Source organism: Cupriavidus malaysiensis (assembly GCF_001854325.1).
In the GTDB taxonomy this organism is placed as follows: domain Bacteria; phylum Pseudomonadota; class Gammaproteobacteria; order Burkholderiales; family Burkholderiaceae; genus Cupriavidus; species Cupriavidus malaysiensis.
In genome coordinates this window covers 2,760,035-2,772,504 of the sequence record NZ_CP017754.1, presented here as the reverse complement: position 1 = coordinate 2,772,504, position 12,470 = coordinate 2,760,035, and the positions used below count along the sequence as shown (strand labels likewise).

Here is a 12,470-nt window from a genome sequence, read left to right as displayed (position 1 = left end):
ATCGAGCCGCAATCAAGCCGCTTTAGCTTGAGCGAGCCACTGATCGAGACTGATGCGGCCGATGCGCGCGTCGCCGAGCGGCACAAGTGACAGTTCCTCGACCAGCCCGCCGTAGTACCGCGCATTGCGGTCCGTGACGACGGGGCGTGCGTCGCCGACCGATTTCAGATAACGCGCGATGATCTCGGCGAAGGGCGCCCGATCCGGGCCAGCGATGTCAAGGCTGCCGTTCAGCGGCACGGAGAGCACGAGCTGCGCGAGGATCGCCACGATGTCGTCCGCGGCGATGGGCTGAAACTGTCCGTCGCCGACGCGCACGGTGCCGCTGTCGGTACTGAAGTCCGCAATGCCGCCGATGAACTCCATGAACTGCGTGGCGCGTACGATCGTGTACGGCACGCCGGCGGCTTCGATTGCCTCTTCCTGCGCGACCTTGGCGGCGAAGTACGCGTTCTCAGGCATGCGATCGGTGCCGACGATCGACAGCGCGACGTGATGGCGCACGCCCGCGGCCACCTCGGCCTTGCCCAGGTTGCGCGCCGAGGTGCGGAAGAAGTCGAGGACCGCTTGAGGTTCCCACGATGGCGCGTTCGTCACATCCACGACGGCGTCCGCGCCGATGAGCGCATTGCTCAGACCTTCGCCCGTCACGCTGTTGACGCCGGTACGGGGAGAGGCGGCGAGCGCCTGGTGGCCTGCTTCGCTGAGCAGGGTGACCAGACGTGAGCCGATCAGGCCCGAACCACCGATTACGACGACCTTCATGGCAGGTTCTCCAGAGGGATAAAGAAACACGAGGAACGCGAGGAACGCGAGGAATGCGTGGAATGCGCGATGGCTGGGGCGCTGCGCAAAGGCATCGTTCTCGCCGCCGCATCGCCCAGGGGCAGTATGTAACAATCATGACCTATCAATAAGGGTCAAGAATGATCGATATGACTAGGCCAAGTTGCTCTGGCTCCTCCTCCTTGTCCGCGAGGCTGGCATGAGCACCCGTACTCCCGCGTTGGCCATCGAGATCGACCGCGGGAAGCCGTTGCCGATCTATCTGCAGATCTGCGAGCGTTTCAAGACCGCGATCGCGGCAGGCCTCCTGCGTCCGGGTGACCGCGTGCCCGCGCTGCGCGGCCTCGCCACGCAATTGAGCACGGCGCGAGGCACGGTCGAACTGGCCTATACGATCCTTGTCGACGAGGGCTACCTGGAGATGCGCGGCGCTGCCGGCACGTTCGTTTCGCCTTCGCTATCGGCGTCAGTGATGCCTTCCGCGGATGGAAAGGGTCGCCAGGGCTCGCGCGGCCGGCCGGCTGCCCAAGGAGCGGGCACGGCGAAGACACCGGACGCGTCACATGGCCGGCCGACGCCGCGCCAGGTGGCGATCACCGTTGCCATGAGCGGCGAGCCGCGGCCGTTGCAGCCAGGACTGCCGGCACTGGACGCATTCCCGCGCAAGATATGGAGCCGCCTGGTTTCGCGTCGTGTGCGCAGCGGCGAACGCACGATGCTCGCCTACCCGGATCCGATGGGCTACCGGCCGCTGCGTGAACGCATTGCCACCTATCTCGGTCTGTCGCGCGGTGTCACGTGCCTGCCCGATCAGGTCTTCATTACCGGTGGCTACCGCGCGACGCTTGAACTCGTGCTGCGCAGTCTCGCTCAGCCGAACGACCGCATGTGGTTCGAGGATCCCGGCTATCTGCTCGCGCGCAATTTTCTGGCCGAGACCGGCGTGCAGTTCGTGCCCGTGCCGGTGGACGATGAGGGGATCGACGTCGAGCGCGGCATGCAACTGGATCCGGGGGCGCGCTTCGCACTGGTCACGCCATCGCATCAAAGCCCGCTCGGACACATGCTGTCGCTCACCAGGCGCCTGGCGCTGCTGGATTGGGCGGAGAAGGCTTCGCGCTGGATCATCGAGGATGACTACGACAGTGAGTTCCGCTATGTGGGCAGGCCCTTGCCGGCGTTGAAAAGCCTTGATCGGCAAGATCGCGTGATCTATTGCGGCACGTTCAGCAAGGCGATGTTCCCCGGCCTGAGGCTCGCGTATGCCGTGGTGCCGGAGCGTGCGGTCGAGCGCGTCGGGCGGGTGGCGTGCAGCATGAATGCCGGCTCGCCGGCGGTATGGCAGGCTGCCGTGGCCGATTTCATGGAGCAGGGGCATTTTGCCCGGCATGTGAAGCGGATGCGTGCGCTGTACGGTCAGCGGCGCATGCTGATTGCGCACGCGTTGGAACAGGCCTTCGGCGAGCGGCTGAGCGTCGAACTGCCACCCGGCGGAATCCAGTTCGCGGTGCGGTTCACCGAAGGCCCCGACGGCCCGGTCGACGATGTCGCCGTTGCCGCGCGGGCCCGCGAGGCGGGGCTGGCCGTGTTGCCGCTGTCGATCTGGTACGCGAATGGCCGTATGCGGCGCACGCCGCGTGGCCTCGTGATCGGCTTCGCGAACATCGCCGATGCCAAGGAAGCGGCCCGTCTCGCTCGAACGTTGCGCTCATGCCTGGATGGCTGAGGCGCGGGGCAGACCCCGAATCCCGATTTCACGGAGCACTGCATGCCTCCGCTGCATCGGCGTGACGCTCTCCTGATTTTATCCGGGTAATATTGACAATTATTTTACCCGGATATAAATTGGCGGCTTCACAGCAGGGATGCCCGCCATGATTCCTCTTCCCACAACTCTTCCCATACCTTCAGTCCACATCGCACGCGTGTGCACGTATCCCTTCGTGCCCGCAATGGCCGGTGGCCTACGACGCGGCTTCGAGGAGGCGGCGCGCGCGTTGCTCGCAGACGATCGTGCGAATTGCGGCGAACCGATTGCCAGCCGGGCCGTCCGACGTCCGCGCCCCTGCCTTCGCGCCCGGCTTCGGCGCCGCGCCGTGAGCCGCGCTGTCACCCACGGGGAACGCCGATGACGACCTTTGACCTGAACGCCGGCGCCGTTGCGCCGGTTGCGCATGAAATGGAGCTCACCGCGCTGCGTGTGACGGGAACGGTGCCGGACGATCTCGATGGCGTGCTGGTGCGCAACGGCCCCAACCCGCTGTCGGGGCGATTCGAGGGCGACGGTGTGCTGTCGTGGTGGCCGGAGGCCGCGATGCTGCACGGGATCGCATTCGAGCGTGGCCGAGTGGGCGGCTACCGTAACCGCTGGCTGCGCACGCAACGATGGGCGCGCGCGCATGCGCCGGAAAGTATGTCGACGTGGCCGGATACCAATCCGAACGTCAACGTGATCCGGCACGCCGGCGAAACCCTCGCGCTGGCCGAAGGCGGCGCGCCGCTGGCGATCACCTCGACGCTCGACACGCTCGGGCCGGCGCGTCGGCATCCGGGCATCGCGACGGGCATGACCGCGCACCCGAAGATCGATCCGCGCACTGGTGAACTGGTGACGTTCCGCGCCGACTGGAAGGCGCCGTTCCTGCGCTATGGCGTGTCCGACGCGAGGGGGGAACCGACCGTGGACGTCGAGATCGCGCTGCCGGCCCCGTCGATGATGCACGACATCGCGATCACCGAGACGTACAGCATCCTGCTCGATCTGAACGTCGGCTATGACTTCGCCATGCTCGCGCGCGGACACCGGATGCCGTTGCGCTGGCATCACGAACGCGGCTCACGGCTGGGTGTGATCCCGCGTCACGGCGGCGAGGTGCGATGGTTCGAGATCGCGCCGTGTTTCATCCAGCATGTCGTCAATGCCTATGACGCGGACGAAACGACGATCGTGCTCGATGCCGTCCGCTATCCGTGGTTCCTGCGGCTCACGGCAGACGGCGGTGCGTTCGAGGACAACCCGGTCGGGGTGCTGTGGCGGTATCGGATCGACCTGAAGTCGGGGACGGTCGAGGAAACGCAGGTCGGCGAAGACGGGATCGAGCTGCCGCGGATCAACGAGCAGTGGACCGGCCGGCCGTATCGGTATGGCTATGCCGCCGAGCAGCCGACCCCGGTCGAACTGCGCGGGATCGTGCGGTACGACTGGCACCGCGGCACGCTCGAACGGTATGCGGTGCCGCGGGGGGATCAGAACAGTGAGCCGGTGTTCGTGCCGCGACGGACAGCGACGGCGGAAGATGACGGATGGTTGCTGTGTTGCGTGTACCGACGCGCGACCGATACCAGCGACGTGATTGTGCTGAATGCGTGCGATCTTGCTGCCGGACCGGTTGCGACCGTGCATCTGCCGACACGGATTCCGGCCGGGTTCCATGGTGCGTGGTTGGCGAATCAAGGTCGAAGCGTTGCTTGAATGTCGGGCGCGCGTGACGCTCGGGTGCTGGCTCGGCGGCTCGCGCATGCGAGGAAGACTCCGCCGTTCGGGGCCGCCACCCGCCAGGGCACGGCGCTGCCCCCACCGCATGCCAAAGCGCCCCCCACCAATGGGTGGCCGGTAGCTCGTGCAATACCAGCAGCGAACGCATCCGATTGCTGTACGCTGTGCGTTCCTGAGGAGAGGAGGAGAAGAGGAGCAATGGTGAGCCATGTCTTTTCTGTCGATTGGTCGACGCTGCCCGCACCCACTGACGACGGCGCGGCCCGACACCTGCCGGGAAAACCGCTGCCGCACGTGGCACTGACCTCCACCGACGGGGATGTGGTCGATCTCTCCCGCTTGAGCGGCCGTACGGTCCTCTACGCATTTCCGCGCATGCACCGTCCCGACCAGCCCATCACCGATGGATGGTTCACGATTCCTGGCGCGCCTGGTTGCACGCCTCAGTCTTGCGCGTTTCGTGATCACGCGAAGGAACTGGCAGCTGCGGGGGCGGCTCACATCTTTGGCTTGTCAACGCAAGACACCGCGGACCAGCGTGAAGGGGCGAAGCGCCTGCATTTGCCCTTTCCCTTGCTGTCCGATCACGAGCGGGCCTTCACGAACGCGCTGTCCCTTCCCACCTTCGAAGCGGGCGGCAGGGTGCTGCTCAAGCGTCTTACCTTGATCATCCGGCAGGGCGTGATCGAACATGTGTTCTACCCCGTCTTTCCGCCGGACCAGAACGCCGAAGAGGTCCTCAACTGGCTGCAGCAACAACGCAACTGACGCGTTGGAATCCATTGGCCGATGCCGCTTCCGTGCATTGCAGAGAGTGGATCCGCGCGGCGGAGCAGGGCGTATCTCAGCGATCGGGACCGGCCACCAGTTGATCTGCCGGCAACCGCCGCGACAGCGCGCGATATCCCGATCGCCGCGAAAGCTGGCCGAGAAGGCCATTAGTATGTTTGACCACCCTACCTGCCATCGAGGTGACCAATGGAAATTACTCCCCCCGCTACGTTGGAAGAATGGAATGCATCCGGTGCGGAATACCTGCCCGGTCTTCTTGGCATGACCTTTACCAAAGTGGAGCCAGATGAGGTAGTGGCAACGCTTGAGGTGCGCCGTGCCTTGGGCGCCTGGAATGGCTACCTGCATGCGGGAACGGTCGTGTCGCTCGCGGACACATGCTGCGGCTACGGAACCGTGCGCAGCCTGCCGGCGGGCGCCAGCGGATTCACCACCGTGGAACTCAAGAGCAATATGCTGGGAACGGCCCGCGAAGGCCTCGTGATCTGCACTGCGCGCCCCATCCACAAAGGACGCACCACCCAGGTCTGGGATGCCGAGGTCCGTCGCGGTAGCGACAATGCCCTGATCGCCAGCTTCCGCAACACGCAACTGATCCTCTGGCCCAAAGAGAAATAAGCGGGGCAACCCGGCAGCCATCGCCATCGCCATCGCCTTGTCGGCCGGCGTGGTGCGCTTGGCGCTGGCCATGACCGCTGCCGATCGTCACGTCTCGCTTGCCTTCGACGGCGCGATCGATGCGATACCAGCCGTGCCTGGTCCGTCCGGTCGACCGCGAACCCACCCTGGCAAGCTCCACACCGATCAGGGCGGATGTCTCCGGGGATGACGCCGCATGGCGCCGTCGGTATCGGCGCACGCGCGGCATCCGTCCACGCAGCGCCGGTCAACGCGCCAAATTGACGCGCCGGAAGATCCGGTGCAAGCTTTCATCATCTTCCGCCCCGCACCGGAGCCCGCCATGACCTCCCCAGCCTTCCGAGCGTTCAAGGCAAACCTGGCGATGTTGCTGCGCGACATGCCGATCGAGACCACCGCCGATTTCTCCGACGTGGCCGTTGCCTACTGGAATGGCACACAGGTGGCCGGCGCCTATTTGCGCGACGGCGGGCGGCTGGATGAGGACTTCGAGTTCGACGAGAACGCGTGGGAGAGCTGGCAAGACGAACTGGCCGGCTGGCAGGCCAACCCGACCTTCACCGAACGCCAGGAACTGAAGGCCCGCCTGCAGCACGCCGCCGAGCGCGCCGGGAAGCGCGCTGCATAACGCGTTGCATCAGGCGCTGCACAACGCGCCGCGGAGCCCCCCATGCGGTTGGAATCCTTCTCCTTCGGCACCATCCGTATCGACGGCGTCACATACGACCACGACGTCATCATCGACCACGGCAAGGTCCGCAAACGCAGGAAGGGCCCCTCCAAGCCATTCCGCGAAGCGTTCGGCCACACGCCGCTATCGATCCAGGAAGACATCCCCTGGAACTGCAGCAAGCTCGTGGTCGGCACCGGAGCCGGCGCCTTGCCGGTAATGGACGAGGTGAAGCGCGAGGCCAAAAGGCGCCATGTCGAGCTGGTCATCCAGCCGACCGCCGACGCCATCGAGACGCTCCAGGCCAACCCCAAAGGCGCCAACGCGATCCTGCATCTCACCTGCTAGCGCCGCCAGCCGTGCGCGCCGGGAGACAGGCGTCGGGCGGCGCGCATTCCGGGTATCCCGGCAGGTCACACCCCGTCTCGCCACGTGCGAAGTCGCGTTCGATCGCATCCGCATGGTGCGCCGGAACGTATAGTGAAGCAGGAGGAGGGGAGGCCCCACTCTCAGGAGATGCCGCCATGAAATTCATGATGACCTTCCATTGGGCTCCGGATGCGGAGCAGCGCGCCGAAGCCATCGAGCGCTTCCTGCGAACCGGCGGGGTGCCGCCGGAGGGCGTCCGGCTGCTGGGCAGATGGACCAGCGCCGATCTCGGGTCGGGCTTCGGTCTGCTCGAAACCGACGATGCGGCCAAGCTCACCGCGTTCGCCTATCAGTGGAGCGACCTGATGGAACTGGAGATCATGCCGGTCCTGGAAGACGCCGAGCTGGCCGCCGTCCTCGGGCGGGTCGCCAGGATGTAGGGCGGGCAACCGAGCAGGCGCTTGCTGCGTAGCAACACGGCGCAGAAGCGGGCGACATGACGGACGCGGACTGGGTTGGAGCATGGCAGCAAGCGTGATGTCGGGAGTCGAGGCGGATCGATACGCTTCACGCAAATTCGCACTACATCCAGGCAAGAAACGTCCGTAAAAAGGATTCGATACCTAGAAGCTCCACCAGCGAAATCTGGAGCCAACAAACAAGAACCGGCGACGCCTGACCATGCTCACTTCCATCTCTTCCCTTGGCAACGGGGAACTGCCCTATTCCAACGCACCGAAATCCTCCGGGCAGACACAGCCCGCTTCCACTGAGACTGCGCCTTCTCTCGATGCACTGCTGAAGCGCAACGAAGAAACCCGTGCCGCGTTGAGCCGGCTGAGCCAGGATGCCTCCGCCAGCGAAAAGGCTTATGCCAGGAAGCGCCTGGAGCAACTGGAAGAGATGATGCGCCGCCTGTACATGCTCGGGTTTCCGCCGAAAGTCCTTGCCGAGATGGCGAAGGAATTGAAAGGCATTGTGAGTCAATACACGGGGGCAGGAGACCAGCAGGCTCCGGCGGTATCCCAAAGCGAGGCTTCAGGATTCACGCTGTCCGGTGGAGCGAGCGCGGGCGGCACAGATCCCAGCACCAGCGGTGGCGGGCTATCCGACACCAACCTGACCACAAGCCAAATGTCCGTGGATACCTCGACGCTGGGCGCTAACAGCCACGCCAATGCCTACCTGGAGATCGCAAGAACAACCTCCGCCAGTAGTGATGCCGTTAGCGATGCTGATTTCATGGCCCGCGCCAAAGCCCTGGCAGAGCGACTCAAGGCCATGCTGAAGCAGCACGGCACGGAATCTTCATCGCAGACGATTGACTTGCCGGCGCAGACGTGACCGCCCAGCCAATGCGCGCGGCAACGATGCCGGCGGGGGAAACGGCCGACTAAGCTGCCAAAGGCACCACCTGGCCCTTCCACTGGCCCGATTCACGCGTGGCAATCACCAGGCGTTCCCCCAGGCCAGGCGCGGCGGCTATCAACTCACCGCCCGCGGCCCAGATTGCGCTGCGTCCCGCGCACGCCCAGCCGCCAGTCATGGCACCGTGGTTGGCAAGCAGGACGGCCATCTCGTGGTCTACAGCGTAGCTCCGCAGTCTTTTGCTCTCCGCCGGATACGACTTTGTCGAGATGACAGAACCCACGGCATACACGTCAGCGTTCGACTCCGCAGCACGGGCGGCATGAGCCGGCTGGAGGGAATCCGCACAAACAGCGAGCGCGACCGAGGCGTCCCCGACCGTCAGGGGGAGACCACCGTCACCAGCGGTGAAGGCAACCGCTTCGCCAGCATGGAGATACTGCTTGGTGTAGACGCCAACCGAACCGTCGGGATGAAGCACCAGGGCAGCAATGAAAACGCTGTCATCGTCGGCAGACCGCAGCGGCGCACCGACCACAGCCGTCATGCCGCTGCGGCGTGCCTGTTCGCGGAGCGGGATCAACGAGTGATCATCCGGCCGAATCGCCAGCTCCCGCGCCATCGCCATTTCATATCCCGTCAGCGATAGCTCCGGAAACACAAGAAGCTGGGCGCCATGGTTCTCCGCCACCTGCATGGCGCTCAGATGGCGCGAGACGTTGGCGGGGATATTGCCAGCGAGGGAAATCGACTGAGCTGCGGCGATGGTCAAGGACATGGCCGGGAGTGTGTTGGGCTTTGTGGGCATGCAAAGCGCAGGGGGTGTAGAGGGATGAGTCTCTCACATGTTGCTTTGGTCGGTTGGGGCCTCTAGTGTGATGGGCTCTTGCCTTCGGCTTCTTGCTACGCTCAGCACGGGAAAACGCCGACTACCCTATCCAGCGAGGCTGCCATCCGACAATACATTTGAATACGATTGAATTGTATGGAACAATTCGTTGGCCATGCCGCCGCGACAGCTGCGGACAAGGCAGCATGGCCCTGGGTGCAGCGTATTGGCGCCGACGACGCATATGCCGATGTCCCGAGTCCGCGCATTCTTGTGCCAATACTGCCGCGAGGGCCGATCGATGATCTTGCCGGTGTTCGACGACGCTAACGCTGCCGACGTCCGTCAATTGTTCGGGGCGCCTGCGCTCCAGTCGAGCGAGCGGCTATCTTTCGAGCCGCGCAGCGGCGAGACTGCCTTTTCGCCGGTTGAGCACGTCGTCGAGAACCCCTGCTTTATGGTCAAGCTCGATCCCGGCACGCGCGCAGAGCGCCGCCTGGACGGCATCTGGCACAGCCCGGACGGCCTGCTCAGGTAGGGGAGAGCAACGATGCTGGTTTCAGACTACATTCTCGATGAGGTTGCCATGCAATTCGGAAACGCTGTGATTGCCCCAGGGCATACGTTTCACCGCGATCTGTTGGTGACGCGCGAAGACATTGCCAAGTTCGCCGGGCTCTGCGAAGACTTCAATCCTCTGCACCACGATGAGGACTATGCCAGGACGACCCGGTTCGGCTCGATCATTGCAGCCGGCCCGCACATCATGAGCCTGTTCACCTCGATGGTGGCGACGCACTTTTCTGAGATCACGCCAATGGTCGGCGTCGATTTCTCCTTCTCCTTCCTGTCCGCCATCCGCGCTGGTGACACGCTGCGCATGCACTGGACCGTATCGGCTCTGACGCCGAGCGAGAAGATGAAAGGCACCCTAGCGCAACTGGAAGGCGAAGTCCGCAATGCCAAAGGCATTGCCATCAAGGGGAAGGGGCTGGTCCTGTTGATGGACAAACTCTGAGCGCCGCCGGCGCAGGAGTCCGCTGCGGCCGGGGCGAAGCGCTCGGTGGTGGACGCCCACCGCCAAGCTACCGCTCGCCACGCCGGTCCGCAACGGCGAAGCGTCGCAAGCTGGCGCTACCTGGTGGTGGCAGTGGATACCAGCACCTTGCCGTGCGCCGCCTGAAGTCAAGGCCTTGCACCGTCGGGCAGGGCATCCACTGCTTGCAGGGCAAACTCCTCGATGACCCCCATTCCTCCTGCCCCTCTTCGACAATCTCCAGGCCATCGCCGGGAAACCTGGAATAAGTCAGTGCAAGAGACTCGCGTCTATCGCAGATGCATGTGCCGGTATTGATGATGATCGGGCCTTCTGGCTCAACTCGTAGACCAGCCTGAACGGCCCGGCCTGGTAGCTCTCAAAGATCGGTACGAAATGAAGGAAATCCCTCCACAGGAACCAACACTACTGACAGGAAATGACAGTAGTGTCTATTACGATTTAAGGCTCTGTGGGAAAGAATATTCCTCAGGTATCTATCAACAACATGAAGAAGGACACTTCAATGACTCGTGCCATTACTATTCTCACCGAAGATTTCTCCGATTGGGAAACCGCCCTGATCAATTCCACTGGTCGTGCCTATTACGGCTTCGATACACGCTTTGCCACCCCCGATGGCGCCGCAGTTACTTCCTCCGGAGGCATGATCGTCACCCCGCACTTGGCGCTCGAAGGCATCCTGCTCGATGAGCTTGACCTGCTAGTCGTATGTGGAGGTACTATCTGGAAAACAGATATGGCCCCAGATATCGCAGCGCTTGTTGCCGCTGCCCATGAAAGAAACATCGTCGTCGCTGGCATTTGCGACGGTACCCGTGTGCTGGCGCAAGCGGGCGTGCTCGACAACCTCCGCCATACTTCCAATTCGGCAGAAAACCTGTCGGAACTGAACTATCGCGGAGCCTCTCACTATCAGGATGTTCCTTATGCAGTTGCCGATCAGCGCGTCGTCACAGCTCCCGGCACTGCCCCGGTCAGCTTCATGGCCGAAATCTTGCGCACCTTGGGTATAAGTGACGGGAACCTCAAAGCCTACCTCGCGATGCACGCGGCCGAGCACCGCAAGCCTGCCTGATGACCGTCATTAGGATTGGTTCAGTGAAATCAATGAGTTGAAATCAGATTTGTGGGGCGATCATGCCACGCGAAACCCTGTTCGATCGGTATCGAAGACTCGGAATGCCGGAAGCCTGGGCCCAAATCGTGATGGGCCACTTACTGCCACATAGCAGCCATACCTAACGCTCGACGGTCTTTGAGATGTCAAGCAAGCTTGGAAAAGCCGGGCGATTCAGCAGGCGTGTATTGTGTCGCGCCACCGACGGCGCGACTTGGATGACTGGTCGCGATGACCGCGTGGACGTCACGCCGTGGTGAGCCGCTCCTTGGCCAGCCTCGTGCCTTCTGCCAGCGCTTCCAGCTTGCGCCACGCCACGTCCCGCGCCATCGGCGCCAGGCCGCAGTTCGTGCACGGGAACAGCCGCTCCTTCGGCACGAACTCCAGCGCCCGGCCGATGGTGTCAGCCACTTCCTCGGGGGTCTCCACCACGTCGCTGGCCACATCGATCACGCCGACCAGCACGTCCTTGCCGGCCAGCAACTTCATCAGGTCGGGCGGCACATGGGAGTGGATGCATTCCAGGCTCACCTGGTCGATGCGGCTGCGGGCAAGCGCGGGGAATACCGCCTCGTACTGGCGCCATTCGTCGCCCAGGGTGCTCTTCCAGTCGGTATTGGCCTTGATGCCGTAGCCGTAGCAGATGTGCACCGCGGTCGTACAGGTCAAGCCCTGCGCCGCGCGTTCGAGCGCCTGCACGCCCCAGTCAGCGGCGTCCTTCATGTAGACATTGAACGCGGGTTCGTCGAACTGGATAATGTCCACGCCATCGGCCTGCAGCGCGAGCGCTTCCTGGTTGAGCAATTCCGCAAACGCGAAGGCCATCTTGACCTTGTCGCCGTAGAAGCGGTCTGCCACGGTGTCGACAATGGTCATGGGGCCGGGCAGCGTGAACTTCAGCTTCTTCTTCGTGTGCGCGCGCGCCAGCTGTGCTTCGAACGCATGCACGCGGCCCTTCAGGCGCAGGGCCGAAACCACCTGCGGCACCATGGCGTCGTAGCGGTTGTCGCGGATGCCCATCTTCACCTTGTGCTCGAAGTCGATGCCCTCGACCTGCTCGAGGAAGCCGTGCACGAAGTGCTGGCGCGATTGCTCGCCGTCGCACACGATGTCCAGGCCTGCGTCTTCCTGGGCCTTGATCCACAGCAGGGTCGCGTCGGCCTTGGCCTGGAGCAGCGCATCGCCTTCAGCCTTCCACTGAGGCCAGAGTTTGTTGGTTTCAGCCAGCCAGGCTGGCTTCGGCAGGCTGCCGGCGATGGAGGTTTCAAACATCTGAGGGTTCCTTTCAAGAAAGATGGGTGCGGCAAACGTGCTTCGGGACCGTTTTGCCAGAGCAGCCACGGG

General features: G+C 63.6%; 14 protein-coding genes. 11 read left to right on the top strand and 3 right to left on the bottom strand.

The genetic code is table 11. The features are described 5' to 3' along the window. Positions 1 to 12 precede the first annotated feature (12 nt). Positions 13 to 765, bottom strand: coding sequence for an SDR family oxidoreductase (locus BKK80_RS12190; RefSeq protein WP_071069602.1), 753 nt, complete (start codon positions 763 to 765; stop codon positions 13 to 15). Positions 766 to 985: 220 nt separating this feature from the next. Here BKK80_RS12190 and pdxR point away from each other — a divergent pair, with 220 nt between their 5' ends. The 8 genes from pdxR (at position 986) to BKK80_RS12150 (ending at position 8,096) form a co-directional block, all read left to right on the top strand. Beyond that, the gene (pdxR, locus tag BKK80_RS12185; protein WP_071069600.1) at positions 986 to 2,512 is read left to right on the top strand and encodes a MocR-like pyridoxine biosynthesis transcription factor PdxR; all 1,527 of its coding nucleotides are present in this window, start codon (positions 986 to 988) and stop codon (positions 2,510 to 2,512) included. Between the two features lie 402 nt (positions 2,513 to 2,914). Next, on the top strand, positions 2,915 to 4,258 hold the full coding sequence (locus tag BKK80_RS12180) for a carotenoid oxygenase family protein (protein ID WP_071069598.1): 1,344 nt from the start codon (positions 2,915 to 2,917) through the stop codon (positions 4,256 to 4,258). A 222-nt stretch (positions 4,259 to 4,480) separates the two neighbouring features. Beyond that, positions 4,481 to 5,050 (top strand): peroxiredoxin, encoded by a 570-nt coding sequence (locus tag BKK80_RS12175; protein WP_071069596.1) that lies wholly within the window; start codon positions 4,481 to 4,483, stop codon positions 5,048 to 5,050. A gap of 210 nt (positions 5,051 to 5,260) precedes the next feature. Beyond that, a complete protein-coding gene (locus BKK80_RS12170) occupies positions 5,261 to 5,692 on the top strand; it encodes a PaaI family thioesterase (protein ID WP_071013049.1) in 432 nt (143 codons plus the stop codon). 217 nt (positions 5,693 to 5,909) lie between these two features. After that, positions 5,910 to 6,341, top strand: coding sequence for a hypothetical protein (locus BKK80_RS12165; protein WP_236903668.1), 432 nt, complete (start codon positions 5,910 to 5,912; stop codon positions 6,339 to 6,341). Positions 6,342 to 6,383: 42 nt separating this feature from the next. Then, a complete protein-coding gene (locus BKK80_RS12160; protein ID WP_071013047.1) occupies positions 6,384 to 6,731 on the top strand; it encodes an MTH938/NDUFAF3 family protein in 348 nt (115 codons plus the stop codon). Positions 6,732 to 6,907: 176 nt separating this feature from the next. Further along, complete coding sequence (locus BKK80_RS12155; RefSeq protein WP_071069594.1) at positions 6,908 to 7,192, top strand: DUF3303 domain-containing protein; 285 nt, start codon at positions 6,908 to 6,910, stop codon at positions 7,190 to 7,192. Positions 7,193 to 7,433: 241 nt separating this feature from the next. Continuing rightward, a complete protein-coding gene (locus BKK80_RS12150) occupies positions 7,434 to 8,096 on the top strand; it encodes a hypothetical protein (protein ID WP_071069592.1) in 663 nt (220 codons plus the stop codon). A 49-nt stretch (positions 8,097 to 8,145) separates the two neighbouring features. On the opposite strand, the gene BKK80_RS12145 is transcribed toward BKK80_RS12150, so the two are convergent. Beyond that, positions 8,146 to 8,898, bottom strand: coding sequence for a carbon-nitrogen hydrolase family protein (locus BKK80_RS12145; protein WP_071069590.1), 753 nt, complete (start codon positions 8,896 to 8,898; stop codon positions 8,146 to 8,148). 364 nt (positions 8,899 to 9,262) lie between these two features. Between BKK80_RS12145 and BKK80_RS12140 the strand changes: the two genes are divergently transcribed. From BKK80_RS12140 to BKK80_RS12130, 3 genes are all read left to right on the top strand, one after another. Beyond that, a complete protein-coding gene (locus BKK80_RS12140) occupies positions 9,263 to 9,487 on the top strand; it encodes a hypothetical protein (protein ID WP_157903210.1) in 225 nt (74 codons plus the stop codon). A 12-nt stretch (positions 9,488 to 9,499) separates the two neighbouring features. Then, on the top strand, positions 9,500 to 9,967 hold the full coding sequence (locus BKK80_RS12135) for a MaoC family dehydratase (protein WP_083384083.1): 468 nt from the start codon (positions 9,500 to 9,502) through the stop codon (positions 9,965 to 9,967). A gap of 526 nt (positions 9,968 to 10,493) precedes the next feature. Beyond that, positions 10,494 to 11,084 (top strand): DJ-1/PfpI family protein, encoded by a 591-nt coding sequence (locus BKK80_RS12130; protein ID WP_236903667.1) that lies wholly within the window; start codon positions 10,494 to 10,496, stop codon positions 11,082 to 11,084. A gap of 288 nt (positions 11,085 to 11,372) precedes the next feature. Here BKK80_RS12130 and BKK80_RS12125 read toward each other — a convergent pair whose 3' ends face one another. Next, positions 11,373 to 12,398 carry a methionine synthase gene (locus tag BKK80_RS12125; protein ID WP_071069586.1) on the bottom strand — a complete coding sequence of 342 codons (1,026 nt, stop codon included), beginning with the start codon at positions 12,396 to 12,398 and terminating at the stop codon, positions 11,373 to 11,375. Positions 12,399 to 12,470: the final 72 nt, after the last annotated feature.